The organism is Streptomyces sp. NPDC051921, from assembly GCF_040680975.1.
In the GTDB taxonomy this organism is placed as follows: domain Bacteria; phylum Actinomycetota; class Actinomycetes; order Streptomycetales; family Streptomycetaceae; genus Streptomyces.
Genome location: NZ_JBFAXU010000001.1, coordinates 329,862 through 351,891 on the forward strand (window position 1 = coordinate 329,862; position 22,030 = coordinate 351,891).

At 68.6% G+C, this 22,030-nt stretch carries 33 protein-coding genes and 1 pseudogene; 32 read left to right on the plus strand and 2 right to left on the minus strand.

Going from position 1 to position 22,030, the window contains the following annotated elements; genetic code table 11:
* Positions 1-26 precede the first annotated feature (26 nt).
* A complete protein-coding gene (locus AB0M16_RS01620; protein ID WP_365337944.1) occupies positions 27-1,997 on the minus strand; it encodes a PIG-L family deacetylase in 1,971 nt (656 codons plus the stop codon).
* A gap of 105 nt (positions 1,998-2,102) precedes the next feature.
* Positions 2,103-2,879, minus strand: a pseudogene (locus AB0M16_RS01625) (RNA repair domain-containing protein); the annotation flags it as partial.
* A 122-nt stretch (positions 2,880-3,001) separates the two neighbouring features.
* On the opposite strand from AB0M16_RS01625, the gene AB0M16_RS01630 reads away from it, so the two are divergent.
* The 32 genes from AB0M16_RS01630 (at position 3,002) to rplQ (ending at position 21,977) form a co-directional block, all read left to right on the plus strand.
* A complete protein-coding gene (locus tag AB0M16_RS01630) occupies positions 3,002-4,171 on the plus strand; it encodes a hypothetical protein (protein ID WP_365337561.1) in 1,170 nt (389 codons plus the stop codon).
* A gap of 75 nt (positions 4,172-4,246) precedes the next feature.
* On the plus strand, positions 4,247-5,206 hold the full coding sequence (locus AB0M16_RS01635) for a hypothetical protein (protein ID WP_365337563.1): 960 nt from the start codon (positions 4,247-4,249) through the stop codon (positions 5,204-5,206).
* Positions 5,207-5,653: 447 nt separating this feature from the next.
* Complete coding sequence (rpsJ, locus tag AB0M16_RS01640; protein ID WP_003948644.1) at positions 5,654-5,962, plus strand: 30S ribosomal protein S10; 309 nt, start codon at positions 5,654-5,656, stop codon at positions 5,960-5,962.
* Between the two features lie 13 nt (positions 5,963-5,975).
* The gene (rplC, locus tag AB0M16_RS01645) at positions 5,976-6,620 is read left to right on the plus strand and encodes a 50S ribosomal protein L3 (RefSeq protein ID WP_189974766.1); all 645 of its coding nucleotides are present in this window, start codon (positions 5,976-5,978) and stop codon (positions 6,618-6,620) included.
* A 4-nt stretch (positions 6,621-6,624) separates the two neighbouring features.
* On the plus strand, positions 6,625-7,275 hold the full coding sequence (rplD, locus tag AB0M16_RS01650; protein WP_365337565.1) for a 50S ribosomal protein L4: 651 nt from the start codon (positions 6,625-6,627) through the stop codon (positions 7,273-7,275).
* Positions 7,275-7,592, plus strand: a complete 318-nt coding sequence (gene rplW, locus AB0M16_RS01655) for a 50S ribosomal protein L23 (RefSeq protein ID WP_282694359.1) — start codon at positions 7,275-7,277, stop codon at positions 7,590-7,592. Before rplD ends, rplW begins: the two co-directional genes overlap by 1 nt.
* A 39-nt stretch (positions 7,593-7,631) precedes the next feature.
* Positions 7,632-8,468 (plus strand): 50S ribosomal protein L2, encoded by an 837-nt coding sequence (rplB, locus tag AB0M16_RS01660; RefSeq protein ID WP_046908246.1) that lies wholly within the window; start codon positions 7,632-7,634, stop codon positions 8,466-8,468.
* Positions 8,469-8,480: 12 nt separating this feature from the next.
* The gene (gene rpsS / locus AB0M16_RS01665; protein ID WP_023547380.1) at positions 8,481-8,762 is read left to right on the plus strand and encodes a 30S ribosomal protein S19; all 282 of its coding nucleotides are present in this window, start codon (positions 8,481-8,483) and stop codon (positions 8,760-8,762) included.
* A gap of 44 nt (positions 8,763-8,806) precedes the next feature.
* Positions 8,807-9,154 (plus strand): 50S ribosomal protein L22, encoded by a 348-nt coding sequence (gene rplV / locus AB0M16_RS01670; protein ID WP_030359020.1) that lies wholly within the window; start codon positions 8,807-8,809, stop codon positions 9,152-9,154.
* Positions 9,154-9,987: a 30S ribosomal protein S3 gene (gene rpsC, locus AB0M16_RS01675; RefSeq protein ID WP_365337568.1), complete on the plus strand. Its 834-nt coding sequence runs from the start codon at positions 9,154-9,156 to the stop codon at positions 9,985-9,987. Before rplV ends, rpsC begins: the two co-directional genes overlap by 1 nt.
* A 5-nt stretch (positions 9,988-9,992) precedes the next feature.
* Complete coding sequence (gene rplP, locus AB0M16_RS01680) at positions 9,993-10,412, plus strand: 50S ribosomal protein L16 (protein WP_030494257.1); 420 nt, start codon at positions 9,993-9,995, stop codon at positions 10,410-10,412.
* Positions 10,412-10,636: a 50S ribosomal protein L29 gene (gene rpmC / locus AB0M16_RS01685; protein WP_128985131.1), complete on the plus strand. Its 225-nt coding sequence runs from the start codon at positions 10,412-10,414 to the stop codon at positions 10,634-10,636. The genes rplP and rpmC overlap by 1 nt, the downstream gene beginning before the upstream one ends.
* The gene (gene rpsQ, locus AB0M16_RS01690) at positions 10,636-10,917 is read left to right on the plus strand and encodes a 30S ribosomal protein S17 (RefSeq protein WP_365337570.1); all 282 of its coding nucleotides are present in this window, start codon (positions 10,636-10,638) and stop codon (positions 10,915-10,917) included. Before rpmC ends, rpsQ begins: the two co-directional genes overlap by 1 nt.
* 105 nt (positions 10,918-11,022) lie before the next feature.
* Positions 11,023-11,391: a 50S ribosomal protein L14 gene (gene rplN / locus AB0M16_RS01695; protein WP_003956455.1), complete on the plus strand. Its 369-nt coding sequence runs from the start codon at positions 11,023-11,025 to the stop codon at positions 11,389-11,391.
* A 2-nt stretch (positions 11,392-11,393) separates the two neighbouring features.
* The gene (gene rplX / locus AB0M16_RS01700; RefSeq protein WP_365337572.1) at positions 11,394-11,705 is read left to right on the plus strand and encodes a 50S ribosomal protein L24; all 312 of its coding nucleotides are present in this window, start codon (positions 11,394-11,396) and stop codon (positions 11,703-11,705) included.
* Entirely contained in the window at positions 11,702-12,259 is a 558-nt protein-coding gene (rplE, locus tag AB0M16_RS01705; RefSeq protein WP_265864084.1) for a 50S ribosomal protein L5, read from the plus strand. Before rplX ends, rplE begins: the two co-directional genes overlap by 4 nt.
* A 5-nt stretch (positions 12,260-12,264) precedes the next feature.
* Positions 12,265-12,450, plus strand: a complete 186-nt coding sequence (locus AB0M16_RS01710; RefSeq protein ID WP_003956452.1) for a type Z 30S ribosomal protein S14 — start codon at positions 12,265-12,267, stop codon at positions 12,448-12,450.
* 222 nt (positions 12,451-12,672) lie between these two features.
* Complete coding sequence (rpsH, locus tag AB0M16_RS01715; RefSeq protein ID WP_132912404.1) at positions 12,673-13,071, plus strand: 30S ribosomal protein S8; 399 nt, start codon at positions 12,673-12,675, stop codon at positions 13,069-13,071.
* Between the two features lie 20 nt (positions 13,072-13,091).
* A complete protein-coding gene (gene rplF / locus AB0M16_RS01720) occupies positions 13,092-13,631 on the plus strand; it encodes a 50S ribosomal protein L6 (protein WP_365337575.1) in 540 nt (179 codons plus the stop codon).
* 3 nt (positions 13,632-13,634) lie between these two features.
* The gene (gene rplR, locus AB0M16_RS01725; RefSeq protein ID WP_030759358.1) at positions 13,635-14,018 is read left to right on the plus strand and encodes a 50S ribosomal protein L18; all 384 of its coding nucleotides are present in this window, start codon (positions 13,635-13,637) and stop codon (positions 14,016-14,018) included.
* Between the two features lie 45 nt (positions 14,019-14,063).
* Entirely contained in the window at positions 14,064-14,669 is a 606-nt protein-coding gene (gene rpsE / locus AB0M16_RS01730; RefSeq protein ID WP_030201551.1) for a 30S ribosomal protein S5, read from the plus strand.
* Positions 14,669-14,851: a 50S ribosomal protein L30 gene (rpmD, locus tag AB0M16_RS01735; protein WP_005313525.1), complete on the plus strand. Its 183-nt coding sequence runs from the start codon at positions 14,669-14,671 to the stop codon at positions 14,849-14,851. The genes rpsE and rpmD overlap by 1 nt, the downstream gene beginning before the upstream one ends.
* A 2-nt stretch (positions 14,852-14,853) precedes the next feature.
* Positions 14,854-15,309, plus strand: coding sequence for a 50S ribosomal protein L15 (rplO, locus tag AB0M16_RS01740; RefSeq protein ID WP_365337577.1), 456 nt, complete (start codon positions 14,854-14,856; stop codon positions 15,307-15,309).
* Between the two features lie 213 nt (positions 15,310-15,522).
* Positions 15,523-16,842, plus strand: coding sequence for a preprotein translocase subunit SecY (gene secY, locus AB0M16_RS01745; RefSeq protein WP_365337579.1), 1,320 nt, complete (start codon positions 15,523-15,525; stop codon positions 16,840-16,842).
* Complete coding sequence (locus AB0M16_RS01750) at positions 16,842-17,489, plus strand: adenylate kinase (protein WP_365337581.1); 648 nt, start codon at positions 16,842-16,844, stop codon at positions 17,487-17,489. The genes secY and AB0M16_RS01750 overlap by 1 nt, the downstream gene beginning before the upstream one ends.
* A gap of 96 nt (positions 17,490-17,585) precedes the next feature.
* Positions 17,586-18,437, plus strand: a complete 852-nt coding sequence (gene map / locus AB0M16_RS01755; RefSeq protein ID WP_365337583.1) for a type I methionyl aminopeptidase — start codon at positions 17,586-17,588, stop codon at positions 18,435-18,437.
* A gap of 288 nt (positions 18,438-18,725) precedes the next feature.
* Positions 18,726-18,947 carry a translation initiation factor IF-1 gene (gene infA / locus AB0M16_RS01760; RefSeq protein WP_003956442.1) on the plus strand — a complete coding sequence of 74 codons (222 nt, stop codon included), beginning with the start codon at positions 18,726-18,728 and terminating at the stop codon, positions 18,945-18,947.
* A 63-nt stretch (positions 18,948-19,010) separates the two neighbouring features.
* Entirely contained in the window at positions 19,011-19,124 is a 114-nt protein-coding gene (rpmJ, locus tag AB0M16_RS01765; RefSeq protein WP_003956441.1) for a 50S ribosomal protein L36, read from the plus strand.
* Between the two features lie 186 nt (positions 19,125-19,310).
* The gene (gene rpsM, locus AB0M16_RS01770) at positions 19,311-19,691 is read left to right on the plus strand and encodes a 30S ribosomal protein S13 (RefSeq protein ID WP_015035595.1); all 381 of its coding nucleotides are present in this window, start codon (positions 19,311-19,313) and stop codon (positions 19,689-19,691) included.
* Between the two features lie 66 nt (positions 19,692-19,757).
* Complete coding sequence (rpsK, locus tag AB0M16_RS01775) at positions 19,758-20,162, plus strand: 30S ribosomal protein S11 (protein WP_003956432.1); 405 nt, start codon at positions 19,758-19,760, stop codon at positions 20,160-20,162.
* 143 nt (positions 20,163-20,305) lie between these two features.
* Positions 20,306-21,328: a DNA-directed RNA polymerase subunit alpha gene (locus AB0M16_RS01780; RefSeq protein ID WP_003966937.1), complete on the plus strand. Its 1,023-nt coding sequence runs from the start codon at positions 20,306-20,308 to the stop codon at positions 21,326-21,328.
* A 178-nt stretch (positions 21,329-21,506) separates the two neighbouring features.
* On the plus strand, positions 21,507-21,977 hold the full coding sequence (rplQ, locus tag AB0M16_RS01785; protein WP_365337585.1) for a 50S ribosomal protein L17: 471 nt from the start codon (positions 21,507-21,509) through the stop codon (positions 21,975-21,977).
* Positions 21,978-22,030 lie beyond the last annotated feature (53 nt).

Below are 22,030 nucleotides of genomic sequence, written 5' to 3' on the forward strand. Positions count from 1 at the left end.
CCCGGGGAGGCAGGCCCTCGGTGTTTCTACGGACGCCAGACCCACGGCCGCGCGTCCGCGCCCATGCCGATCACCGCCCCCGCGCCGTGCAGCACCGGCGCGCCCACCGGGGCCGCGCCCCGGGTGCGGACGGACAGGCGGCCGGCGCGGTGGAGCTGGACGCGGCCGCGGGGGTCGCGGCCGAGGAGGACAGGGCCGGGCGCGGCGGCGAGGGGACCGTAGCCCTCGAAGGCGGGGGCCCGGCCGGTCGTCGCGCGCAGGTGGCCGTCGGCGGGGGAACGGTAGAAGACCTGGACCGCGTCCGTGCCGGGGGCCGGGAGCGCGGCGACCGGGTCGCCGGCCAGGGGGAGCGGGGCGGCGGGGGCGCCGTCGACCCAGCGCCGTACGGCCGTGCGGCCCGCGGCCAGCAGGTTCACCCGTCCCGTGGCGTCGATCAGCGCCGTCAGGCCGTCCTGCAGCTCCTCCTGGGCCGGCAGCGGCCGCCACGGGCCCCAGCTGCCGTCGGTCGCCCGCACCCGCGTCGAGACGCCCTTGTCCGCGTCGCGCACGAAGAGGTGGACCCGCCCGTCGGGAGCGGTGACGGCCACCGGGGCGCCGATGCGGCGGCCGCGGTCGTCATCGCGCTCCGGGTTGCCGAGGCCCCGCCAGGCGAGGAACGGGCCGCCGGGGGAGCGCTGCTCCAGGAGGACGAGCTCGCGCCGGTTGGCGCCGCCGCGGCCGGCGAGGGCCGCGAAGCGGACGCCGAAGAGGAGCAGGCGGCCGTCGGGGAGGGCGGTGGAGGTCAGGGCGGGGGCCAGGGGGCCGCCCCCCAGGTCCTCCGGCTCGCCCCACAGGCCGGACGCCCGGGCCGTCTCGCGCCAGCGGACCGCGCGCAGGCCCAGCACGCCGTAGGCGGCGAGCCGGCCGTCCCGCTCTTCGGCGACGGCCGGCCCGGGGGCGGGCCACCGGTGGTGGGTGGCGCGCACCCAGCCCTTCCCGTTGGTCAGCGGGCGGTCGCCGCCGACGCCGTAGTCGCCGCAGCCGGAGGGGTTTCCGCAGTCCCACGCCGGGTCGCCGCCGTACGGCACGAGGTGGGCGGCCTTCTCGGCGAGGACGCCGGGCGGGAGGTTCTTCGGCCAGTGCCGGTTGTAGTAGCCGCGGAAGGCGTTCACGGTGAACGCCGGGACCGGTCCGCCGCCCTCGGTCGCGTCGGCGACCCAGCGCAGCAGCGCCGCCCAGGTGAAGCAGGCGACGGCGGTGTGGTCGCCGTGGTCGGAGTAGCCGGGCTGCTCGCTGTCCCGCTTCCGGGTGGCCTCGTCGCTGATCTGGATGTCGGGGTCGGGGTCGAGCGTGTGCACGACGGTCGGCCGATACGCCGTCAGGAGCCCGGCGAGGACCGCGATGAGCTGGTCGTGGTCGTAGCTGTCGGCGCGGGTGACGGGGGAGCCGGTGGACAGGTGGGTGCGCAGTTCGACGGCGCGGTCCTCCCACAGCGCGGGGAGCGCCATGTAGCGGCGGAGCGCGTGCATGGGCAGGTTGACGAAGATCAGCTCGACCCGGCGTCCGCCGTGCACGAGCGTGTCGACCTCGGCGCTGCGCCCGCCGGCCAGGGCGGTCACCCGCCGCTCCCAGGCCGTGAACCTGTCGGCGCCGAGCGCGTCCGCGTACGCCTGGCGCAGGCCCTGGTGGCGGGCGGCGGAGTACGCGGCCTTGTCGGGCGGGGTCTCCGGCATGCCCTTGACGCGGTTCTTGCCGGTGTGCTCGCCGGCGGTCACGTACACGGAGACGACCGGCACTCCGGCGTCGAGCAGCCGCTGCGTGTCGGGGTTCATGAAGTACAGGTCGTCGTCCGGGTGCGCGGCGAACTGCATGAGCAGGGCCCGCCCGCCCGTCGCGACGGGCCGGCCCGGAGCCGGGTCGGCGGAGACCGCGCTGCCGGGCGGCGCGGGTACGGAGCATCCGGCGACGGCCGCCGCGGCGAGCGCCGACGCTCCCGCGAGCACACTGCGCCGCGCCACTCTTCTGTTGTCCACCGCTTGTGCGTCCCTCGTGCGTCTGTACTGGTCATGCGTGGGCGTCTGGCTAGACGGATTTCCGGGGCCCGGGGTTCAACCGGAGGGGGTGCCCGTTCCGAGCGGCACGGTGGCCCGCACCCGCATGGGCCCGTCGCCGCGCCGCGAGAGCAGCACCAGCTCGGTGACCCGGACGCTCATGGTCCCGAGCCGCTCCTCGCAGCTCGCGGCGAGCGCGGCGGGGTCGTGACTGCGGCCGAGGGACAGGTGCGGGGTGAAGCCGCGGGGGTCGACGCACAGCGGGAAGCGGTCCTCCAGGGCCTCCCGCAGGCGCAGCCACGGCTCCTCGCCCGCCGCGGCCGGGTCGAGCCAGACCGTGGCGTCCGTACGGTGCCGGAACCAGCGCACGCCCTGCAGCCGGGCCTGGAACGCCGGGACGGTCCGCAGGGCGGCCGCGACCAGGGGGATCGCCCGGAGGAAGTCGGACTCGGGTACGAAACCGTAGACGACGTTCACGTGCGGCGGCCAGCGGCGGATCTGTCGGTCGTGGACGCGCCGGATCTCCTGGATCGGCTCCCGCAGAGCGTCGGGCGGGAGCCAGGCGACGGCCGTGCGGTACGTGGGCGCGACGGCCAGCACGGCGGCGTGCGCGTGGCCCGCGGGGGACTCGTCGAGCCGGTCCACGCCGGTGGCCCGGTCCCAGACGCGCTCCCCGTCCGCCTCGAAGAACAGCACGCGGTGCCAGGGGATCTCCCCGCCGGGGACGAAGTCGACCAGATCCATCCGCTTCGGCGCGGCGCCGCGCTCGGCGATCCCCATGACGAAGCGCTCGGCGTCGAGGCGCGGGTCCCACACCACCCGGTGGTAGACCTCGTCGCTCGTGCGCATGTACCACCTCTGCCCGGCGGCGCCCGGTCACGAACTGATGAAGAGCCTCTGACCTGGCTTTTCCGCCCGTGTGGCGGCATGAGAACGTCCGGAGCGCAGCACGCAGCACAGGGGTGGGGAACATGAGCGAGAAGCCGTCGGTCTCCGACGAGGAGTGGGCCGCGTTCGTCGAGGCGGCGCGTGAGCAGGGCCTCGGTACCGCGGAGCAGGACCGGGCCCTGCGCAAGGTCAGGCCCGCGAAGCCGCCGAGGGCCCCGAAGCGGACCGGGCGGCCGAAGCGCGAGGAGCCCGCGGGCTGGCGCACGGGCCCGGCCTGGCAGGAGATGAACGGCGCCGCCGCCCGCAGGCGCAGGGCCAAGGCCGTCGTCGGCGTCGCCCTCGCCATCGGGCTCGCGCTGGTCGCCGTACGGCCGCAGCTGGTCACCGGCCTGCTCCCTGGGAGCGTGACCTCCGCCCTGCCGTCCAGCTGGACGGACCGACCCGAGGACACCACCCCGCTCGCCGCCGAGACGGCGCGTCCGACCGCCGCGCCGGACCCGGTCGACCCGAACCGCCCCACCCTGGAGGAGCCCTTCCGCGGCTCCCCGGCACTCCGCTGGGCCGACGGCGCGGCCGGAATCGCGCTGCCCGAGGCGAAGGCGACGGGCTGGATGTCGAAGGACCAGGTCGCCACCGCGCTGAAGAGGTCCAGGGACTTCCTCGTCGCGGCGAACCTGGACCCGGCGGTGCTCGGAGGAGGCAAGCCGGTCGCGGCCCTGGAGCTGATCGACCCGAAGCAGCCGGACGTCCGCGAAGAACTGGAGCGCGGTCTGGCCGAGCCGACGGAGAAGAACGACCCCACCACCCTTTTCAGCCGCTTCGAGCCGTCCGAGGTCCACCTCGTCGGCACCGTGGTGAAGACCCGCGGCCGGATGACGGTGGAGAAGGGCAAGGGCCGGGCGGCGGACGCGGTCCTCGTCCGCACCGACTACACCTTCGTCTACCCGCTGGTCCGGAGCCGTCCGGGAGCCGACGAGGTCGCCCGCACGATCGTGCGGCGCGAGGTGGTCTTCGCCTTCTACCCCGGCGGCTACGCCGTCACCAAGGGCCGGCTCGTCCTGCACGACTGGAATGCCAACGCGGGCAACAGCTTCTGCGACCGCACCCCCGACGGCTTCTACCACCCGGCCTTCCGCGAGGACCTGCAGGCGGCACCCGTGCCTACTGTCACGGGCCCGCCGGTCGACCCGTACGACCGCAGCAAGACCCTCGACGACCTCCCGCGGGGGTGCGGGACCGTCACACGCAGCTGACGCGACCCGGCACGACCGTCACGACACGACACGACACGACACGACCCGGCACGACACGACACAGGGGTGGGACACATGGGGTGGGACTACGGCGGCCACGACGGCGGGGGGCAGAGCCCCGCGGCCCGGATCGCCTCGGGAGCGGTGGGGATCGTGGTGGCCGCCGGCCTCGCGGTCCTGGTGCTGCGGCCCGAGCTGATGCCGTGGCGGGACGCCGAGGACGCGAGCCCACTGGCCGCCGAGACGGAGCAGCCGTCCGCGGCCCCGTCCGAGGAGGCCTTCCCGGACCTGCCGACGCTGCGGGAGCCCTTCAAGGGCTCCCCGGCGCTGCGCTGGGCCGACGGAGCGGCCGGCATCGAGGTGCCGAAGGCGAGGGCGGTCGGCTGGATGAGCGAGCGGCAGACCGCGGCGGCCCTGCAGCGGGCCAAGGAGTTCCTGGTCGCCTCCAACCTCGACCCGGCGGTGATCAAGGGCGGGAAGCCGGCCGCCGCGCTGAAGCTGGTCGACCCCGAGCAGCCGGACGCCCGGAAGGACCTGGAGCGGTCCCTGGAGCGGCCGACCGCGGAGAACGACCCCACGTCGTTGTTCACCCGCTTCAGCCCGTACGAGGTGCGCCAGGTCGGCACCGTCGTGAAGACCCGCGGCCGGATGACCGTGGAGAACGGCAAGGGCGAGGACGCCGGCCTGGTGCTGATCCGCACCGACTACACCTTCGTGTACCCCGTGGTGAAGGCCCGCCCGGGCGCCGACGAGGTGACCCGGTCGATCGTCCGCCGGCAGATCACGTTCTCGCTGGCCGACCCGGCGAAGTACGTGTCGACCAAGGGCAAGCTGTTCCTCTACGAGTGGCAGGCGAACGTCGGCAACGACTCCTGCGAGGCCCCCCTGGACGGCTTCCTGCACCCCACCTTCGACTCGGACCTCGTGGACGATCCCGCCGCTCCGGAGCCCTCGGGGCCCGCCGTCGACCCGTACGACCGCAGCAAGGACCTCGACCAGCTCCCGCAGGAGTGCGGCACGTCCTCGCGCACCTGACCCCCGCCGCAGGGGCGTGGCCGCGGCGCGGCGCGCCCCTGTGTGTACCCCCGCGTGACGTGGGGTACAGTCTTCGCCCCCGATTGGCGGCCGGTAGGTGAGGTATGGCAGACTGTCGGGGTTGCTCGGTTGAGTGCCGATGCTGCGCGCCTCCCGCCGGGAGGACCGGAAGCGAGTCCCACAGTACTCGTCGCCCCTGATCAGGAGCGGACGTACGGGAATCTTCCGGGAAGTGTCAGCGGGGTACCGGCCAGGCACCCGGTGGGTGTTCCACCCCCGTCTCGCGGTCCACGGCCCGCACCCCCTTGGTTGGGAATTCCTCAGGGATTCTTCGTAGAGGGAGTGCGACACGCCCGACCGCGTGGGTCGGAGGAAAGAGCCGCGCTCCACGTGAGCGCAGCCGACCGGGTTCCAGAGCGTTTCGAGAGACAGGACTACGAAGTAGCCATGGCGGGACAGAAGATCCGCATCCGGCTCAAGGCCTACGACCACGAGGTCATCGACTCCTCGGCGAAGAAGATCGTCGAGACGGTGACTCGCACTGGTGCGTCGGTCGCGGGCCCGGTGCCGCTGCCCACTGAGAAGAACGTGTACTGCGTCATCAAGTCGCCGCACAAGTACAAGGACTCGCGCGAGCACTTCGAGATGCGCACGCACAAGCGCCTCATCGACATCCTCGACCCCACGCCGAAGACGGTTGACTCGCTGATGCGTCTCGACCTGCCGGCGGGCGTCGACATCGAGATCAAGCTCTGAGGTGACGCGCGAGATGGCTAAGAACATCAAGGGCATCCTGGGCGAGAAGCTCGGCATGACGCAGGTCTGGGACGAGAACAACCGGGTCGTCCCGGTGACCGTCGTCAAGGCCGGCCCGAACGTCGTGACCCAGGTGCGTACGAACGACAACGACGGCTACGAGTCGGTCCAGATCGCCTTCGGCGAGATCGACCCGCGCAAGGTGAACAAGCCCCTCAAGGGCCACTTCGCCAAGGCCGACGTCACCCCGCGCCGTCACCTCGTCGAGATCCGTACCGCTGACGCCAGCGAGTACACCCTCGGCCAGGAGATCACCGCCGAGGTCTTCGAGGCGGGCATCAAGGTCGACGTCACCGGCAAGAGCAAGGGCAAGGGCTTCGCCGGTGCCATGAAGCGCCACAACTTCCGTGGTGGCAAGGCCTCCCACGGTGCCCACCGCGTGCACCGCAAGCCCGGTTCGATCGGTGGCTGCGCCACCCCGGGCCGCGTCTTCAAGGGCATGCGCATGGCCGGCCGCATGGGCAACGAGCGCGTGACCACCCAGAACCTGACCGTTCACGCCGTTGACGCGGAGAAGGGCCTGCTCCTCATCAAGGGCGCGGTTCCTGGTCCGAACGGCGGCCTCGTCCTGGTCCGCACCGCGGCCAAGGGGGCCTGAGGATATGAGCACCATTGACATTCTGTCGCCCTCCGGCGACAAGACCGGGACCGTCGAGCTCCCGGCCGAGATCTTCGACGCCAAGGTCAGCATCCCGCTGATCCACCAGGTCGTCGTCGCGCAGCTTGCGGCTGCCCGCCAGGGCACCCACAAGACCAAGACGCGTGGCGAGGTCCGCGGTGGTGGCAAGAAGCCTTACCGCCAGAAGGGCACCGGCCGCGCCCGTCAGGGTTCGACCCGCGCCCCGCAGTTCGCCGGTGGTGGCGTCGTGCACGGTCCCGTGCCGCGTGACTACTCGCAGCGGACCCCGAAGAAGATGAAGGCCGCCGCCCTCCGCGGTGCCCTCTCCGACCGGGCGAACCACTCCCGCATCCACGTCGTCACCGGCGTGGTCGAGGGTGGCATCTCCACCAAGGCCGCCAAGACGCTGTTCGGCAAGATCTCGGAGCGCAAGAACCTGCTCCTGGTCGTCGAGCGTTCCGACGAGGCCGCGTGGCTGTCCGCCCGCAACCTGCCCCAGGTGCACATCCTGGAGCCGGGCCAGCTGAACACGTACGACGTGATGCGATCCGACGACGTGGTCTTCACCCAGGCCGCCCTCGAGTCCTTCGTGTCTGGCCCCAAGGCCGATGACAACGAGGGGAACGAAGCCTGATGGCCGAGATCACCAGCAAGACCTTCACGGACCCGCGCGACATCCTCGTCAAGCCGGTCGTCTCCGAGAAGAGCTACGCGCTGCTCGACGAGAACAAGTACACGTTCATCGTCGCGCCCACCGCCAACAAGACCCAGATCAAGCAGGCCGTCGAGGCGGTCTTCTCGGTCAAGGTCGCCGGGGTCAACACGATCAACCGTCAGGGCAAGCGCAAGCGCACCCGCACCGGTTTCGGCAAGCGCGCCAACACCAAGCGCGCCATCGTGACCCTTGCTGAGGGCAACCGAATCGACATCTTCGGCGGCCCGACCGCCTAAGGGCGGTCGAGTCGTCCGATATCGGACGAGGACTGAGAAATGGGTATCCGCAAGTACAAGCCGACTACGCCGGGCCGTCGTGGCTCCTCCGTAGCCGACTTCGTCGAGATCACGCGGTCCACGCCGGAGAAGTCGCTGGTCCGCCCGCTGCACAGCAAGGGTGGCCGTAACAACACCGGTCGTGTGACCGTCCGTCACCAGGGCGGTGGCCACAAGCGCGCCTACCGCGTGATCGACTTCCGTCGTCACGACAAGGACGGCGTGCCGGCCAAGGTCGCTCACATCGAGTACGACCCCAACCGCACCGCGCGCATCGCGCTGCTCCACTACGCGGACGGCGAGAAGCGCTACATCATCGCCCCGCGTGGCCTTTCGCAGGGTGACCGGGTGGAGAACGGCCCCACGGCCGACATCAAGCCCGGCAACAACCTGGCCCTCCGCAACATCCCGGTCGGTACCACGATCCACGCGATCGAGCTCCGTCCCGGCGGTGGCGCCAAGTTCGCCCGCTCCGCAGGTGCCTCCGTGCAGCTGCTCGCGAAGGAGGGCACCATGGCCCACCTCCGCATGCCTTCCGGCGAGATCCGTCTGGTCGACGCCCGCTGCCGCGCCACCATCGGCGAGGTCGGCAACGCCGAGCAGTCGAACATCAACTGGGGTAAGGCCGGCCGCAAGCGCTGGCTGGGCGTTCGCCCGACCGTCCGCGGTGTGGCGATGAACCCGGTTGACCACCCGCACGGTGGTGGTGAGGGCAAGACCTCCGGTGGTCGCCACCCGGTCTCCCCGTGGGGTCAGAAGGAGGGTCGTACTCGTTCGCCGAAGAAGGCTTCGAACAAGTACATCGTCCGCCGCCGCAAGACGAACAAGAAGCGCTAGGAGCGGGTTTAGATGCCGCGCAGTCTCAAGAAGGGGCCCTTCGTCGACGACCACCTCATCAAGAAGGTGGACGCCCAGAACGAAGCCGGCACCAAGAACGTCATCAAGACCTGGTCCCGTCGCTCCATGATCGTGCCGGCCATGCTCGGCCACACGCTCGCGGTGCACAACGGCAAGACCCACATCCCGGTGTTCGTCACCGAGTCGATGGTCGGTCACAAGCTCGGCGAGTTCTCGCCGACGCGCACCTTCCGGGGTCACGTCAAGGAAGACCGGAAGTCGAAGCGCCGCTAGTAGCGGATCGCATTCAGACACGTAAGTAACTGAGAGGGACAACCATGGAAGCCAGGGCCCAGGCGCGGTACATCCGCGTCACGCCCATGAAGGCCCGCCGCGTGGTGGACCTGATCCGTGGCATGGACGCCACGGAGGCTCAGGCTGTTCTGCGATTCGCTCCGCAGGCAGCCTCCGTGCCGGTCGGCAAGGTGCTCGACAGCGCCATCGCCAACGCCGCGCACAACTACGACCACACGGACGCCTCTTCGCTGTTCATCAGCGAGGCGTTCGTCGACGAGGGTCCGACCCTGAAGCGGTTCCGTCCGCGTGCCCAGGGCCGTGCCTACCGGATCCGCAAGCGGACCAGCCACATCACCGTGGTCGTCAGCAGCAAGGAAGGAACCCGGTAATGGGCCAGAAGGTAAACCCGCACGGGTTCCGGCTCGGCATCACCACCGACTTCAAGTCGCGGTGGTACGCCGACAAGCTGTACAAGGACTACGTCAAGGAAGACGTCGCCATCCGTCGGATGCTGACGTCCGGCATGGAGCGCGCCGGTATCTCGAAGGTTGAGATCGAGCGCACCCGTGACCGTGTCCGCGTGGACATCCACACCGCTCGCCCGGGCATTGTCATCGGTCGCCGTGGCGCCGAGGCCGACAAGATCCGTGGCCAGCTGGAGAAGCTGACCGGCAAGCAGGTCCAGCTGAACATCCTCGAGGTCAAGAACCCCGAGGTCGACGCTCAGCTGGTGGCCCAGGCCGTCGCCGAGCAGCTGTCCTCCCGCGTCTCCTTCCGTCGGGCCATGCGCAAGAGCATGCAGTCCGCCATGAAGGCCGGCGCCAAGGGCATCAAGATCCAGTGTGGTGGCCGTCTCGGCGGTGCCGAGATGTCCCGCTCGGAGTTCTACCGCGAGGGTCGTGTGCCGCTGCACACGCTGCGCGCGAACGTCGAGTACGGCTTCTTCGAGGCCAAGACGACCTTCGGCCGCATCGGCGTGAAGGTCTGGATCTACAAGGGCGACGTCAAGAACATCGCCGAGGTCCGCGCCGAGAACGCTGCTGCCCGTGCGGGCAACCGCCCGGCCCGTGGCGGCGCTGACCGTCCGGCCGGCCGCGGTGGCCGTGGTGGCGAGCGTGGCGGTCGCGGTCGCAAGCCGCAGCAGGCTCAGGCTGCCGAGGCCCCCAAGGCCGACGCTCCCGCCGCCGCTCCGGCTGCTGAGAGCACCGGAACGGAGGCCTGACCGAAATGCTGATCCCCCGTAGGGTCAAGCACCGCAAGCAGCACCACCCGAAGCGCAACGGTATGTCCAAGGGTGGCACGCAGGTTGCGTTCGGCGAGTACGGCATTCAGGCCCTCACCCCGGCCTACGTGACCAACCGCCAGATCGAGGCCGCGCGTATCGCGATGACCCGCCACATCAAGCGTGGCGGCAAGGTCTGGATCAACATCTACCCGGACCGCCCGCTCACGAAGAAGCCTGCCGAGACCCGCATGGGTTCCGGTAAGGGTTCTCCGGAGTGGTGGATCGCGAACGTCAAGCCCGGTCGGGTGATGTTCGAGCTGTCCTACCCGAACGAGAAGATCGCGCGTGAGGCTCTGACTCGTGCGGCTCACAAGCTGCCGATGAAGTGCAAGATCGTTAAGCGCGAGGCAGGTGAGCTGTGATGTCGGCCGGTACCAAGGCGTCCGAGCTGCGCGAGCTGGGCAACGAGGAGCTTGTCGCCAAGCTCCGCGAGGCCAAGGAAGAGCTGTTCAACCTCCGCTTCCAGGCGGCGACGGGTCAGCTCGAGAACCACGGTCGGCTCAAGTCCGTCCGTAAGGACATCGCCCGGATCTACACCCTGATGCGCGAGCGTGAGCTGGGCATCGAGACGGTGGAGAACGCCTGATGAGCGAGAACAACGTGACTGAGAAGACCGAGCGCAACGCCCGCAAGGTCCGTGAGGGCCTCGTCGTCAGCGACAAGATGGACAAGACCGTCGTCGTCGCTGTCGAGGACCGCGTCAAGCACGCGCTGTACGGCAAGGTCATCCGCCGTACGAACAAGCTCAAGGCTCACGACGAGCAGAACGCTGCCGGCGTCGGCGACCGCGTCCTCCTGATGGAGACCCGGAAGCTGTCGTCGTCGAAGCACTGGCGCGTCGTCGAGATCCTCGAGAAGGCCAAGTAATCCCTCCTAGGGGGACCCCCTAGGAACAGTTCCGCCAGGCTCGGTGCGGGGACCCGCTCACGCGGGTCCCCCACCGGGAACCGGCAGACAATCAGGAGATAAGACGTGATCCAGCAGGAGTCGCGACTTCGCGTCGCCGACAACACTGGTGCCAAGGAGATCCTTTGCATCCGTGTTCTCGGTGGCTCGGGTCGCCGCTACGCGGGCATCGGTGACGTCATCGTCGCCACCGTCAAGGACGCGATCCCCGGTGGCAACGTGAAGAAGGGTGACGTCGTCAAGGCGGTCATCGTTCGCACCGTCAAGGAGCGCCGCCGCCAGGACGGCTCGTACATCCGCTTCGACGAGAACGCCGCTGTCATTCTCAAGAACGACGGCGACCCTCGTGGCACCCGTATCTTCGGCCCGGTCGGCCGTGAGCTGCGCGAGAAGAAGTTCATGAAGATCATCTCGCTCGCGCCGGAGGTGCTGTAAGCATGAAGATCAAGAAGGGCGACCTGGTCCAGGTCATCACCGGTAAGGACAAGGGCAAGCAGGGCAAGGTCATCGCGGCCTTCCCCCGCGAGGACCGCGTCCTGGTCGAGGGTGTCAACCGGGTCAAGAAGCACACCAAGGCCGGCCCGAACCAGGCCGGCGGCATCGTGACGACCGAGGCTCCGGTCCACGTCTCCAACGTCCAGCTGGTCGTGGAGAAGGACGGCAAGAAGGTCGTCACGCGTGTCGGTTACCGCTTCGACGACGAGGGCAACAAGATCCGCGTTGCCAAGCGGACGGGTGAGGACATCTGATGGCTACCACCACTCCGCGTCTCAAGACGAAGTACCGCGAGGAGATCGCGGGCAAGCTGCGTGACGAGTTCAAGTACGAGAACGTCATGCAGATCCCCGGCCTCGTGAAGATCGTGGTCAACATGGGTGTCGGTGACGCCGCCCGTGACTCGAAGCTGATCGAGGGCGCCATCCGCGACCTCACCACGATCACCGGCCAGAAGCCGGCCGTCACCAAGGCCCGCAAGTCCATCGCGCAGTTCAAGCTGCGCGAGGGCCAGCCCATCGGTGCCCACGTCACGCTCCGTGGCGACCGCATGTGGGAGTTCCTGGACCGCACCCTGTCGCTCGCGCTGCCGCGCATCCGCGACTTCCGCGGCCTGTCCCCGAAGCAGTTCGACGGCCGTGGCAACTACACCTTCGGTCTCACGGAGCAGGTCATGTTCCACGAGATCGACCAGGACAAGATCGACCGCGTCCGGGGTATGGACATCACCGTGGTCACCACGGCGACCAACGACGACGAGGGCCGTGCCCTTCTGCGTCACCTCGGCTTCCCGTTCAAGGAGGCGTAAGCGAGATGGCGAAGAAGGCTCTCATCGCGAAGGCTGCCCGCAAGCCCAAGTTCGGTGTGCGTGCGTACACCCGCTGCCAGCGCTGCGGTCGTCCTCACTCCGTGTACCGCAAGTTCGGCCTCTGCCGCGTGTGCCTTCGTGAGATGGCTCACCGTGGCGAGCTGCCGGGCGTGACCAAGAGCTCCTGGTAATTCCCCTGCGCCCCTAGGGCGTTGGGAATCACCGGAGTCTCTCGGTAAGCATTGGGCTGGCGGAGGCCCGACTCTCCATGCCGTAGGCTTGAAGGGTTGGGCGTCCGCCGCCCGTACGACTTACTACGCCGTAGGTCCACCGCACCGCACCCGCCCCGTCTCGGATCGGGGAGAGGGATGGTGCACCAGGAAACCCCGGCGAGAGAGGCCGAAGGCCAATTCATGACCATGACTGATCCGATCGCAGACATGCTCACGCGTCTGCGTAACGCGAACTCGGCGTACCACGACACCGTGACGATGCCGCACAGCAAGATCAAGTCTCACATCGCGGAAATCCTCCAGCAGGAGGGCTTCATCACGGGCTGGAAGGTCGAGGACGCCGAGGTCGGCAAGAACCTCGTGCTCGACCTCAAGTTCGGTCCGAACCGTGAGCGCTCCATCGCGGGCATCAAGCGGATCTCGAAGCCGGGCCTCCGGGTTTACGCGAAGTCCACCAACCTGCCGAAGGTCCTCGGCGGCCTGGGCGTGGCGATCATCTCCACGTCCCACGGTCTCCTGACCGGCCAGCAGGCGCAGAAGAAGGGCGTGGGTGGGGAAGTCCTCGCCTACGTCTGGTAGTCGGGAACGGAGGAAAAGCTATGTCTCGCATTGGCAAGCTCCCCATCCCGGTTCCCGCCGGCGTGGACGTCACCATCGAGGGCCGCACGGTCACCGTCAAGGGTTCCAAGGGCACCCTGACCCACACCGTTGCCGCTCCGATCGAGATCGTTAAGGGCGAGGACGGCGTTCTCAACGTCACCCGTCCGAACGACGAGCGTCAGAACAAGGCCCTTCACGGCCTGTCCCGCACGCTGGTGGCCAACATGATCACCGGTGTGACCCAGGGGTACACGAAGGCGCTCGAGATCAGCGGTGTCGGTTACCGCGTGGCCGCGAAGGGCTCCGACCTGGAGTTCCAGCTCGGCTACAGCCACCCGATCCTGGTGGAGGCCCCCGAGGGCATCTCCTTCAAGGTCGAGTCGCCGACCAAGTTCTCGGTCGAGGGCATCGACAAGCAGAAGGTCGGCGAGGTCGCCGCCAACATCCGCAAGCTGCGGAAGCCCGACCCGTACAAGGCCAAGGGTGTCAAGTACGCGGGCGAGGTCATCCGCCGCAAGGTCGGAAAGGCTGGTAAGTAAGCCATGGCATACGGTGTCAAGATCGCCAAGGGCGACGCTTACAAGCGCGCTGCGAAGGCGCGCCGTCACCTGCGCATCCGCAAGAACGTGTCGGGTACGGCGGAGCGTCCGCGCCTCGTCGTGACGCGTTCCAACCGCGGTATCACCGCGCAGGTCATCGACGACCTGAAGGGTCACACCGTGGCGTCGGCGTCCCACCTGGACGCTTCGATCCGCGGTGGCGAGGGCTCCAAGTCCTCGCAGGCCCAGCAGGTCGGCGCCCTGGTCGCCGAGCGCGCCAAGGCCGCCGGTGTCGAGGCCGTCGTGTTCGACCGTGGTGGCAACAGGTACGCCGGGCGCATTGCCGCTCTGGCTGACGCCGCCCGCGAAGCCGGGCTGAAGTTCTAAGCCCCGGTTCCGGGACTAACGGACGTAACAGAGAGAGGTATTCCAATGGCTGGACCCCAGCGCCGCGGCAGCGGTGCCGGTGGCGGCGAGCGGCGGGACCGGAAGGGCCGCGACGGTGGCGCTGCCGCCGCCGAGAAGACCGCGTACGTTGAGCGCGTAGTCGCGATCAACCGCGTCGCCAAGGTTGTCAAGGGTGGTCGTCGTTTCAGCTTCACCGCGCTGGTCGTGGTGGGCGACGGTGACGGCACCGTGGGTGTCGGTTACGGCAAGGCCAAGGAGGTGCCGGCCGCCATCGCCAAGGGTGTTGAGGAGGCCAAGAAGCACTTCTTCAAGGTCCCCCGTATCCAGGGCACCATCCCGCACCCGATCCAGGGTGAGAAGGCCGCGGGCGTCGTCCTGCTCAAGCCGGCGTCCCCCGGTACCGGTGTTATCGCCGGTGGCCCGGTGCGCGCCGTGCTCGAGTGCGCCGGCGTTCACGACATCCTGTCGAAGTCGCTCGGCTCCGACAACGCGATCAACATCGTGCACGCGACCGTGGAGGCCCTGAAGGGCCTGCAGCGTCCCGAGGAGATCGCGGCCCGCCGCGGTCTGCCGCTCGAGGACGTCGCCCCCGCGGCTCTGCTTCGTGCGCGTGCGGGAGCGGGTGCGTAATGGCTCGCCTCAAGATCACGCAGACGAAGTCGTACATCGGTAGCAAGCAGAACCACCGCGACACCCTGCGTTCGCTCGGGCTCAAGCGCCTGAACGACGTGGTCGTCAAGGAGGACCGCCCCGAGTTCCGCGGAATGGTGCACACCGTCCGCCACCTCGTGACGGTTGAGGAGGTCGACTGATCATGGCGGAGAACAACCCGCTCAAGATCCACAACCTCCGTCCCGCCCCGGGCGCCAAGACCGCGAAGACCCGTGTCGGTCGCGGTGAGGGCTCGAAGGGTAAGACGGCCGGTCGTGGTACGAAGGGCACGAAGGCCCGTTACCAGGTTCCGGAGCGCTTCGAGGGTGGCCAGATGCCCCTCCACATGCGTCTCCCGAAGCTGAAGGGCTTCAAGAACCCCTTCCGCACCGAGTACCAGGTCGTGAACCTGGACAAGCTGGCCGCGCTCTACCCGCAGGGTGGCGAGGTCACGGTGGCCGACCTGGTCGCCAAGGGTGCGGTTCGCAAGAACCAGCTCGTCAAGGTCCTGGGCCAGGGCGAGGTCTCCGTGGCGCTGCAGGTGACGGTTGACGCCGTCTCCGGCTCCGCCAAGGAGAAGATCGCCGCCGCCGGCGGCACCGTCACCGAGCTCGTCTGAGACGACTCGATGGCCTGAACATCCAACCGGGGATGCCTCCCAAAAGGGGCATCCCCGGTTGGTCGTTCCTAGGGGGCCATGGTCGCCGGTAAGGTGGCGTCCACTGTCTAGAGTGCGTGCGGTATGCCCGCGGGTGCTCCGGACTGACCACTCATAGTCGAACCTCAAGACCGTCACCTCTGACGCACGTGCGCGGGGGTCGCAGGAGGCACCGTGCTCACCGCGTTCGCCCGGGCGTTCAAGACGCCCGACCTGCGCAAGAAGCTGCTCTTCACGCTCGGCATCATCGTGCTGTACCGGCTCGGGGCACACATCCCCGTCCCCGGTGTCAGCTACGAGGCCGTCCAGCAGTGTGTGGATCAGGCGAGCCAGGGCAACAACAGCCTGTTCGGCCTGGTCAACATGTTCAGTGGCGGGGCGCTGCTGCAGATCACCATCTTCGCGCTCGGCATCATGCCGTACATCACGGCGAGCATCATCCTGCAGCTGCTGACCGTCGTGATCCCGCGCCTGGAAGCCCTCAAGAAGGAAGGCCAGTCCGGCACCGCCAAGATCACGCAGTACACGCGTTATCTGACGGTCGCCCTCGCCATCCTGCAGGGCACCGGCCTCGTCGCCACCGCCCGCACCGGCGCGCTGTTCAGCGGCTGCACGGTCGCGAGCCAGGTCGTCCCGGACCAGTCGATCTTCACCACCGCCACCATGGTCATCACCATGACCGCGGGTACCGGTGTCGTCATGTGGCTCGGTGAGCTCATCACCGACCGCGGCATCGGCAACGGCATGTCGATCCTCATGTTCATCTCGATCGCCGCCGGCTTCCCCGGCGCCCTGTGGGCCATCAAGGAGAGCGGCAAGCTCGCCAAGGGCTGGATCGAGTTCGGCACCGTCATCCTCATCGGCTTCGTGATGGTGGCCCTCGTCGTCTTCGTCGAGCAGGCCCAGCGCCGCATTCCGGTGCAGTACGCGAAGCGCATGATCGGCCGCAGGTCGTACGGCGGTACGTCCACTTACATCCCGTTGAAGGTGAACCAGGCAGGTGTGATTCCTGTCATCTTCGCGTCGTCGCTGCTCTACATCCCGGCTCTGGTCGCGCAGTTCTCGAACTCGACCGCCGGCTGGAAGACCTGGATCGAAGCCCACTTCGTCAAGGGTGACCACCCCTACTACATCGCTGCGTACTTCCTTCTGATCGTGTTCTTCGCCTTCTTCTACGTGGCGATCTCGTTCAACCCCGAGGAAGTCGCCGACAACATGAAGAAGTATGGTGGCTTCATCCCGGGTATCCGGGCTGGTCGACCTACTGCCGAGTATCTGAGCTACGTGCTCAACCGGATCACTTGGCCGGGCTCGCTGTATCTGGGTCTGATCGCTCTTGTGCCGACGATGGCGTTGGCAGGCTTCGGCGGTGCCAACGCGAACTTCCCGTTCGGCGGCACGAGCATCCTCATCATCGTGGGTGTGGGTCTTGAGACCGTGAAGCAGATCGAGAGCCAGCTCCAGCAGCGCAATTACGAAGGGTTCCTCCGCTGATGCGAATCGTCCTCGTCGGACCGCCCGGGGCCGGCAAGGGAACGCAGGCCGCGTTCCTTGCCAAGAACCTGGCTATCCCGCACATCTCCACGGGCGACCTGTTCCGCGCCAACATCTCGCAGGGCACGGAGCTGGGCCTCAAGGCGAAGTCCTACATGGACGCCGGTGACCTCGTTCCGGACGAGGTGACCATCGGGATGGCCAAGGACCGGATGGAGCAGGACGACGCCGTCAACGGCTTCCTGCTCGACGGGTTCCCGCGCAACGTGGCCCAGGCCGAGGCTCTGGACGTGGTCCTCAAGGCCGAGGACATGCAGCTGGACGCGGTGCTGGACCTCGAGGTCCCCGAGGACGAGGTCGTGAAGCGGATCGCGGGTCGCCGCGTCTGCCGCAACGACTCCTCGCACGTCTTCCACGTGGAGTACAACGCCCCGAAGGCCGAGGGCGTGTGCGACACCTGCGGTGGCGAGCTGTTCCAGCGTCCGGACGACTCCGAGGAGACCGTCCGCCGGCGCCTGGAGGTCTACCACACGCAGACCGAGCCGATCATCGACTACTACCGGGCGCAGAACCTGGTCGTGACGATCTCGGCGCTCGGCAAGGTGGACGAGGTCACGGCGCGCGCCATGGCCGCGCTGAAGAAGTAACCCCACGGTTCGTCGATACGGCCGCGGTGCCCGGGAGGGGCGCCGCGGCCGTATCGTTGTTCCGACCCCCGTAATCGACGAAAGGCCGCGGCCGAGATGGTGCAGATCAAGACCCCCGAGCAGATCGCGAAGATGCGCGAGGCGGGGCTGGTCGTCGCCGCCATCCACGCGGCCACCCGTGAGGCCGCCGTGCCGGGCGCCACGACGAGGGACCTGGACGAGGTCGCCCGCAAGGTGATCGCCGACCACGGCGCCAAGTCGAACTTCCTCGGGTACGGCGGCTTCCCCGCGACCATCTGCACCTCGGTCAACGAGGTCGTGGTCCACGGCATCCCGGACGAGAAGACCGTCCTCAAGGACGGCGACATCATCTCCATCGACGCCGGCGCGATCGTCGACGGCTGGCACGGGGACGCCGCCTACACCGCCTTCGTCGGCACGGGGCACGCGCCGGAGCTGGTCGAGCTCTCCCGGGTGACCGAGGAGTCGATGTGGGCCGGCATCGCCGCGATGCGGCTGGGCGCGCGCCTGGTCGACATCTCGAAGGCGATCGAGACCTACATCAAGCGCCAGCCGCGTCCGGCCGTGGGCGACCACAGCCTCGGCCGGTACGGGATCATCGAGGACTACGGCGGCCACGGCATCGGCACCGAGATGCACATGGACCCGCACCTGCTGAACTACGTCTCCCGCAAGCGCGGCAAGGGCCCGAAGCTGGTCCCCGGCTTCTGCCTGGCCATCGAGCCGATGGTGTCGCTGGGCACCCCGCGGACCGAGGTCCTCGCCGACGACTGGACCGTCATCACGACCGACGGCACCTGGTCCTCCCACTGGGAGCACAGCGTGGCGCTGACGGAGGAGGGCCCGCTGGTCCTCACGGCCGTCGACGGCGGCAAGGCGAAGCTGGCGGAGCTCGGCGTCGTGGCGGCGCCGGACCCGCTGGCCTAGCCGGCACGCCGGAGCCGGTCGTCCCCTTCCGGGGCCGCCGCTCCGCACCGGTCCCCAGCCCCCTCCGGCGGACCCCGTCCGCCGCGGCAGCACGAGGCCGGCGAGGCGCCCCCGGGCGCCGAGCCCGCGAGGGCTGCATCGGGGATTGGGGATCTTCTACGTGGGGCAGACTTCCCGATTCGTCTTTTCGTGGGGCCTGACGTAGACTGATGCGTCGGCTCTCGTGTACCCGTGTGTCCGCACTCGGCGGCGAGAGTCGATCAAGGTAGCCGATTCGAAGGGCGAAGCGTGGCCAAGAAGCAAGGTGCCATCGAAATCGAGGGCACCGTGATCGAGTCCCTGCCGAACGCCATGTTCAAGGTGGAGCTCCAGAACGGTCACAAGGTCCTCGCGCACATCTCCGGCAAGATGCGGATGCACTACATCCGTATCCTCCCGGACGACCGGGTCGTCGTGGAGCTGTCTCCGTACGACCTGACGCGTGGCCGGATCGTCTACCGGTACAAGTAGATCTTGCCTGCACCCCCGCACTCCGCGCGGGTGGTGGCACTGACCCGGAGAACCTCACATCCCATGAAGGTCAAGCCGAGCGTCAAGAAGATCTGCGACAAGTGCAAGGTGATCCGCCGCCACGGTCGGGTCATGGTCATCTGCGACAACCTGCGCCACAAGCAGCGCCAGGGCTGACGCACGCCGACCGACCTGCATCTCGCAGTTCTTCGCGCGACGCATAGCAACACGTACATACGCAGAGCCCGCCCAGCCCGCAAGGGTCGGCGACACCTCCGGTGGGGGCCGGAGACCCGATTCGTACCTGGTACGGCGGTCGGGAACGGCTTTGCTGAAGACCCCCGAACACACAGGAGCCATTGAATGGCACGCGTTTCCGGTGTTGACATCCCGCGCGAAAAGCGTGTGGTGGTCGCACTCACCTACGTCTTCGGCATCGGGCGTACCCGGTCCGAGGAGATCCTCGCCGCGACCGGCGTGAACCCGTCCACCCGTGTCCGCGACCTTGCCGAGGAAGACCTCGTCAAGATCCGCGAGTACGTGGACGCCAACCTCCAGACCGAGGGTGACCTCCGCCGCGAGATCGCCGCCGACATCCGCCGCAAGGTCGAGATCGGCTGCTACCAGGGTCTGCGCCACCGTCGTGGCCTGCCCGTCCGCGGTCAGCGCACCAGCACGAACGCTCGTACCCGCAAGGGCCCGCGTCGCGCCATCGCCGGCAAGAAGAAGCCGGGCAAGAAGTAGTCCACAGCGGACGCTTGACCACACGGTCTTCGCTGTAGGACCGACCACCTCCCGTAGGAGTTATAGATGCCCCCCAAGGGTCGTCAGGGCGCTGCCAAGAAGGTGCGCCGCAAGGAAAAGAAGAACGTCGCTCACGGCCACGCGCACATCAAGAGCACGTTCAACAACACGATCGTCTCGATCACGGACCCGTCCGGCAACGTGATCTCCTGGGCCTCCGCCGGCCACGTCGGCTTCAAGGGCTCGCGCAAGTCCACCCCCTTCGCCGCGCAGATGGCCGCCGAGTCGGCCGCCCGCCGCGCGCAGGAGCACGGCATGCGCAAGGTCGACGTCTTCGTCAAGGGTCCCGGCTCCGGCCGTGAGACCGCGATCCGCTCCCTCCAGGCCACCGGCCTCGAGGTCGGCTCGATCCAGGACGTCACCCCCACCCCGCACAACGGCTGCCGTCCGCCGAAGCGTCGCCGCGTCTGACGCGCGACTGCTGACGCACGGTCGCTGACCTGCGCTTTCGGGCGGTGCGCCCCTCTTTTGGGGCGTACCGCCCGTACCCTTGCAGTACGTAGTACCCGTCGGGCGTCAAATAGTGGGCGTCCACGACTGAAGGAAACGAAGACATGCTTATCGCTCAGCGTCCTTCGCTGACCGAAGAGGTCGTCGACGAGTTCCGCTCCCGGTTCGTCATCGAGCCGCTGGAGCCGGGCTTCGGCTACACCCTCGGCAACTCGCTCCGCCGCACCCTCCTCTCCTCGATCCCGGGCGCCGCTGTCACCAGCATCCGGATCGACGGTGTCCTGCACGAGTTCACCACCGTGCCGGGCGTCAAGGAGGACGTCACCGACCTCATCCTGAACATCAAGCAGCTGGTCGTCTCCTCGGAGCACGACGAGCCGGTCGTGATGTACCTGCGCAAGCAGGGCCCGGGTCTGGTCACCGCCGCCGACATCGCGCCCCCGGCCGGTGTCGAGGTGCACAACCCCGACCTCGTGCTCGCCACGCTGAACGGCAAGGGCAAGCTGGAGATGGAGCTGACCGTCGAGCGCGGTCGCGGCTACGTCTCCGCCGTCCAGAACAAGCAGGTGGGCCAGGAGATCGGCCGTATTCCGGTCGACTCCATCTACAGCCCCGTGCTGAAGGTCACCTACAAGGTCGAGGCGACCCGAGTCGAGCAGCGCACCGACTTCGACAAGCTCATCGTCGACGTCGAGACCAAGCAGGCCATGCGTCCGCGTGACGCCATGGCGTCGGCCGGCAAGACCCTGGTCGAGCTGTTCGGTCTGGCCCGCGAGCTCAACATCGACGCCGAGGGCATCGACATGGGCCCGTCCCCGACGGACGCCGCCCTGGCCGCCGACCTGGCGCTGCCGATCGAGGAGCTGGAGCTCACCGTTCGGTCGTACAACTGCCTCAAGCGCGAGGGCATCCACTCCGTGGGTGAGCTCGTCGCCCGCTCCGAGGCCGACCTGCTCGACATCCGCAACTTCGGTGCGAAGTCGATCGACGAGGTCAAGGCGAAGCTGGCCGGCATGGGCCTGGCCCTCAAGGACAGCCCGCCCGGATTCGACCCGACCGCCGCCGCCGACGCCTTCGGCGCCGACGACGACGCGGACGCGGGCTTCGTCGAGACCGAGCAGTACTGAGAGCTCGGGCCTCACGGTCCGTACTCGGGTGCGGGAGCGCTGTGCTTGATCGCGCAGCCCCCCGCGCCCCTTCCGAACGGCCCCTTCGGGGCCCGTTCGGATCTCCGACGGGCAACCGCCCGCTCGGATACTGACCCCGGTACCTGACACGGCCGGGGCAGACACAAGGAGAAACACCATGCCGCGTCCCACCAAGGGCGCCCGCCTCGGCGGCTCCGCCGCGCACGAGAAGCTGCTGCTCGCCAACCTGGCGAAGTCGCTCTTCGAGCACGGCCGCATCACCACGACCGAGGCCAAGGCCCGCCGCCTGCGTCCGGTCGCCGAGCGCCTGATCACCAAGGCGAAGAAGGGCGACATCCACAACCGTCGCCTGGTGCTGCAGACCATCACGGACAAGGGCGTCGTCCACACGCTCTTCACCGAGATCGCCCCGCGCTACTCCGAGCGCCCGGGTGGCTACACCCGCATCACCAAGATCGGCAACCGTCGTGGCGACAACGCCCCGATGGCCGTGATCGAGCTGGTCGAGGGCGAGATCGCCAAGAAGGCGACCGTCGCCGAGGCCGAGGCCGCCACCAAGCGTGCCGTCAAGGAGGCCGACGAGGCCGCCAAGGCCGAGGAGACCACCGAGGACGCGCAGGACGCCTGAGCGTTCTGACGATCTCGTGGCCGGGCCCGCACCCCTCGGGGTGCGGGCCCGTT

Excerpts from the sequence above, each read along its gene's own strand:
- AB0M16_RS01630 (WP_365337561.1), top strand. The coding sequence starts at position 3,002 with ATGAGCGAGAAGCCGTCGGTCTCCGACGAGGAGTGGGCCGCGTTCGTC.
- AB0M16_RS01635 (WP_365337563.1), top strand. The coding sequence starts at position 4,247 with ATGGGGTGGGACTACGGCGGCCACGACGGCGGGGGGCAGAGCCCCGCG.
- rpsJ (WP_003948644.1), top strand. The coding sequence starts at position 5,654 with ATGGCGGGACAGAAGATCCGCATCCGGCTCAAGGCCTACGACCACGAG.
- rplC (WP_189974766.1), top strand. The coding sequence starts at position 5,976 with ATGGCTAAGAACATCAAGGGCATCCTGGGCGAGAAGCTCGGCATGACG.
- rplD (WP_365337565.1), top strand. The coding sequence starts at position 6,625 with ATGAGCACCATTGACATTCTGTCGCCCTCCGGCGACAAGACCGGGACC.
- rplW (WP_282694359.1), top strand. The coding sequence starts at position 7,275 with ATGGCCGAGATCACCAGCAAGACCTTCACGGACCCGCGCGACATCCTC.
- rplB (WP_046908246.1), top strand. The coding sequence starts at position 7,632 with ATGGGTATCCGCAAGTACAAGCCGACTACGCCGGGCCGTCGTGGCTCC.
- rpsS (WP_023547380.1), top strand. The coding sequence starts at position 8,481 with ATGCCGCGCAGTCTCAAGAAGGGGCCCTTCGTCGACGACCACCTCATC.
- rplV (WP_030359020.1), top strand. The coding sequence starts at position 8,807 with ATGGAAGCCAGGGCCCAGGCGCGGTACATCCGCGTCACGCCCATGAAG.
- rpsC (WP_365337568.1), top strand. The coding sequence starts at position 9,154 with ATGGGCCAGAAGGTAAACCCGCACGGGTTCCGGCTCGGCATCACCACC.
- rplP (WP_030494257.1), top strand. The coding sequence starts at position 9,993 with ATGCTGATCCCCCGTAGGGTCAAGCACCGCAAGCAGCACCACCCGAAG.
- rpmC (WP_128985131.1), top strand. The coding sequence starts at position 10,412 with ATGTCGGCCGGTACCAAGGCGTCCGAGCTGCGCGAGCTGGGCAACGAG.
- rpsQ (WP_365337570.1), top strand. The coding sequence starts at position 10,636 with ATGAGCGAGAACAACGTGACTGAGAAGACCGAGCGCAACGCCCGCAAG.
- rplX (WP_365337572.1), top strand. The coding sequence starts at position 11,394 with ATGAAGATCAAGAAGGGCGACCTGGTCCAGGTCATCACCGGTAAGGAC.
- AB0M16_RS01710 (WP_003956452.1), top strand. The coding sequence starts at position 12,265 with ATGGCGAAGAAGGCTCTCATCGCGAAGGCTGCCCGCAAGCCCAAGTTC.
- rpsH (WP_132912404.1), top strand. The coding sequence starts at position 12,673 with ATGACCATGACTGATCCGATCGCAGACATGCTCACGCGTCTGCGTAAC.
- rplF (WP_365337575.1), top strand. The coding sequence starts at position 13,092 with ATGTCTCGCATTGGCAAGCTCCCCATCCCGGTTCCCGCCGGCGTGGAC.
- rplR (WP_030759358.1), top strand. The coding sequence starts at position 13,635 with ATGGCATACGGTGTCAAGATCGCCAAGGGCGACGCTTACAAGCGCGCT.
- rpsE (WP_030201551.1), top strand. The coding sequence starts at position 14,064 with ATGGCTGGACCCCAGCGCCGCGGCAGCGGTGCCGGTGGCGGCGAGCGG.
- rpmD (WP_005313525.1), top strand. The coding sequence starts at position 14,669 with ATGGCTCGCCTCAAGATCACGCAGACGAAGTCGTACATCGGTAGCAAG.
- rplO (WP_365337577.1), top strand. The coding sequence starts at position 14,854 with ATGGCGGAGAACAACCCGCTCAAGATCCACAACCTCCGTCCCGCCCCG.
- AB0M16_RS01750 (WP_365337581.1), top strand. The coding sequence starts at position 16,842 with ATGCGAATCGTCCTCGTCGGACCGCCCGGGGCCGGCAAGGGAACGCAG.
- map (WP_365337583.1), top strand. The coding sequence starts at position 17,586 with ATGGTGCAGATCAAGACCCCCGAGCAGATCGCGAAGATGCGCGAGGCG.
- rpmJ (WP_003956441.1), top strand. The coding sequence starts at position 19,011 with ATGAAGGTCAAGCCGAGCGTCAAGAAGATCTGCGACAAGTGCAAGGTG.
- rpsM (WP_015035595.1), top strand. The coding sequence starts at position 19,311 with ATGGCACGCGTTTCCGGTGTTGACATCCCGCGCGAAAAGCGTGTGGTG.
- rpsK (WP_003956432.1), top strand. The coding sequence starts at position 19,758 with ATGCCCCCCAAGGGTCGTCAGGGCGCTGCCAAGAAGGTGCGCCGCAAG.
- AB0M16_RS01780 (WP_003966937.1), top strand. The coding sequence starts at position 20,306 with ATGCTTATCGCTCAGCGTCCTTCGCTGACCGAAGAGGTCGTCGACGAG.
- rplQ (WP_365337585.1), top strand. The coding sequence starts at position 21,507 with ATGCCGCGTCCCACCAAGGGCGCCCGCCTCGGCGGCTCCGCCGCGCAC.